The organism is Candidatus Goldiibacteriota bacterium (assembly GCA_016937715.1).
In the GTDB taxonomy this organism is placed as follows: Bacteria; Oederibacteriota; PGYV01; order PGYV01; family PGYV01; genus PGYV01.
The window spans coordinates 1-2,503 of the sequence record JAFGWA010000043.1 but is presented as its reverse complement, the minus strand read 5'-3'; the positions used below and the strand labels follow the sequence as shown (position 1 = coordinate 2,503).

The window sequence follows — 2,503 nt, the reverse complement described above, 5'->3', positions numbered from 1 at the left end:
ATCAATTATACATCACATATAACGTTATATTAATTCACCATTATCAAATATTTTTTCTTTTCCTTGCCGTAAATTTTTCAGATGACAGTTCTTCAAGAAACTTTCTTAAAATCCTCTCCCTCCTTAATATATCCTCTTCAATTACATCTTCTGTTTTCTTCAACAATTCAATGTCAGTGCCTGATTCTATTATCCCCTTAACCCTTTCAAATATCTCTTTATCCAGCGCTTTGCATTCCCACTGGAATTTAGCTATAGCAAACCAGAAGTTATTGGATTCTTCCGGATTTTCGGAAAGCTCTTTATATTCTTTTAAAATACTGTCCGTAATATCTTTTACTTCCGCGCCGTCATCATATTGCTCAAAAAAAGCGTCTCTTATTGTCTCATATGTGTCATTTGCGGAAATTGCCGTTCCCCACGATGCCATAAATTCTCCTTTTATATCAGCCGTTTAATAAACTAATTTCTTCAGCAGTAAGTTCTATATCCGCGGATACCGCATTTGTCTTTGCCTGCACGGCGCTGCGCGCACCGCAGATAGCGCCTGTGACAGCGCTATTTGTAAGAGTCCACGTCACCGCGATATTGGAGACATCACATCCTCTGATAACTGCCATCGGTTTCATCAGTTCAACCAAGCGCAGAGCTTTTTCTAAATTATCGCCCTTAAACATATCATCATTTTTTCTGTGGTCAGTTTCGGGAAATGCAGATACATTCTGCTTATTATACTTGCCTGATAATAACCCTTTTGCCATCGGGCTGTAAACTATTATTCCTATATTATTCTCTTCACAGAACTTAAAATCCGACGCCGGTTCGCGGCGCATTAAACTGTAAGGCGGCTGCAGCGATGTTATTGGCGCAATGTCCATTATACGTTTCATCTGCGCGGTATTAAAATTTGAAACACCGGCGTATTTTATCTTGCCGGCCTTTACAAGCCTGTCAATTGCTTCCCATGCCTCTTCAATTTTCTCGTCAGGCTGCGGCCAGTGTATCTGATACAAATCAACGCAGTCAATATCAAGCCTTCTTAAACTGTCCTCGCACTCTTTAATTACAGATTCTTTATCAAGTACAGCGGATAAATTTCCTTTATCGTCCCATACCCTTCCGCACTTGGTGAAAACATATAATTTATCGCGCTTGCCCCTGATTGCTTTTCCAAGGACGGTTTCCGCGTGTCCAAGCCCGTATGCGGGCGCGGTATCAACCCAGTTAATTCCGCAGTCAAGCGAAGCGTTAATAGCATTTATAGTTTCGCCGTCATCCTGCGGACCCCACGCAAACTTCCAGCCTTCTCCGCCCGTGGCAAACATACCAAGCCCTATTGTGGATATTTCAAGATTACTGCTTCCAAGTTTTTTGTATTTCATTTTTCCCCTTATGCCCGTAAATTAAAATTTAAGTTAAAAAAAAAGCCCGGGCTTTTGACCCGGGCTTTGTATGTTAAAGTTAAGATTAACGTTTGCTGAACTGGAAAGACCTTCTGGCTTTCTTTTTACCGTATTTCTTTCTTTCAACCATTCTGTCATCGCGCATTAAAAATCCGCCCTTTGAAAGAATTGTGTGTGTGTTTTCATCTGTTTTTGAAAGGGCCCTTGCAACGCCCATCCTTATCGCGCCTGCCTGGCCTGTCTGTCCGCCGCCAAGCGTCTTGCATGTAAGGTCATATTTTCCGGACGCTGTAATTGCTTCCAGCGGTTCCATTAAATGGTCAATATGCGTGCTTCTGTTAAAAAATTCCTTTACGTCTTTTCCGTTAACAGTAACTTTACCTGTTCCGTTTTTTACCCATACTTTAGCTATTGATGTCTTTCTTCTTCCTGTTCCATATAATACTGAAGCCAATTTAAGGTTCCTCCTTATTTAAGTTCTAACGGTTTAATTGAAGTATACGTGTGCTTTGGGCCTTTAAATATTCTTAATTTTGTAAGCATATCCTTGCCAAGCCTGGTTTTAGGAAGCATCCCTTTAACCGCTTCTTCAAGAACTTTTTCCGGCCTTCTTGCCATAAGCGCTTCAAACGATTCTTCTTTAAAACCGTCCGGATAACCGCTGTGGCTCTGATAAACTTTCTTTTCCATCTTTTTTCCTGTAAGAATAAGCTTTTCCACGTTTACAACAATAACAAAATCCCCCGTGTCAACCTGGGGTGTGTAAGTTGCCTTGTGTTTGCCTCTTAATACAGATGCTATCCTTGATGCCATGCGGCCAAGAACTTTACCGTCTGCGTCAACGATGTACCATTTTCTCTGAACCGTTTCCTTTGTTGCGATGAAAGTCTTCATTTTAAACAAAATCCTCCTGATCAAATAAAAAAAATTCCTTATTCACATACCCTTTAAGGATAAAGAAATATATAACATTAACAAATAATTGTCAACAGTTATTTGTCCCGGTTTTATTATTGGCAACTTGCAACATTTAATGCAACACCGTTAAAATTTCCCATGTTTCTCTTGTAACTTTTTGTCTTATTATGTCGTTTGCGGTT

General features: G+C 40.2%; 4 protein-coding genes. All 4 read right to left on the bottom strand.

Annotation, left to right across the window (positions count from 1 at the left end):
- Positions 1-43 precede the first annotated feature (43 nt).
- The 4 genes from JXR81_04970 to rplM all read right to left on the bottom strand — a co-directional run bounded on the left by JXR81_04970 (position 44) and on the right by rplM (position 2,297).
- Complete coding sequence (locus tag JXR81_04970; protein MBN2754201.1) at positions 44-430, bottom strand: hypothetical protein; 387 nt, start codon at positions 428-430, stop codon at positions 44-46.
- Positions 431-446: 16 nt separating this feature from the next.
- Complete coding sequence (locus JXR81_04965; GenBank protein MBN2754200.1) at positions 447-1,382, bottom strand: aldo/keto reductase; 936 nt, start codon at positions 1,380-1,382, stop codon at positions 447-449.
- Positions 1,383-1,467: 85 nt separating this feature from the next.
- On the bottom strand, positions 1,468-1,857 hold the full coding sequence (gene rpsI / locus JXR81_04960) for a 30S ribosomal protein S9 (protein ID MBN2754199.1): 390 nt from the start codon (positions 1,855-1,857) through the stop codon (positions 1,468-1,470).
- A 14-nt stretch (positions 1,858-1,871) separates the two neighbouring features.
- A complete protein-coding gene (gene rplM / locus JXR81_04955) occupies positions 1,872-2,297 on the bottom strand; it encodes a 50S ribosomal protein L13 (GenBank protein ID MBN2754198.1) in 426 nt (141 codons plus the stop codon).
- Positions 2,298-2,503: the final 206 nt, after the last annotated feature.

What these genes read in the sequence shown, in the direction of transcription:
- rplM (MBN2754198.1), bottom strand. Translation starts at nt 2,297, where the DNA reads ATGAAGACTTTCATCGCAACAAAGGAAACGGTTCAGAGAAAATGGTAC.
- JXR81_04970 (MBN2754201.1), bottom strand. Translation starts at nt 430, where the DNA reads ATGGCATCGTGGGGAACGGCAATTTCCGCAAATGACACATATGAGACA.
- JXR81_04965 (MBN2754200.1), bottom strand. Translation starts at nt 1,382, where the DNA reads ATGAAATACAAAAAACTTGGAAGCAGTAATCTTGAAATATCCACAATA.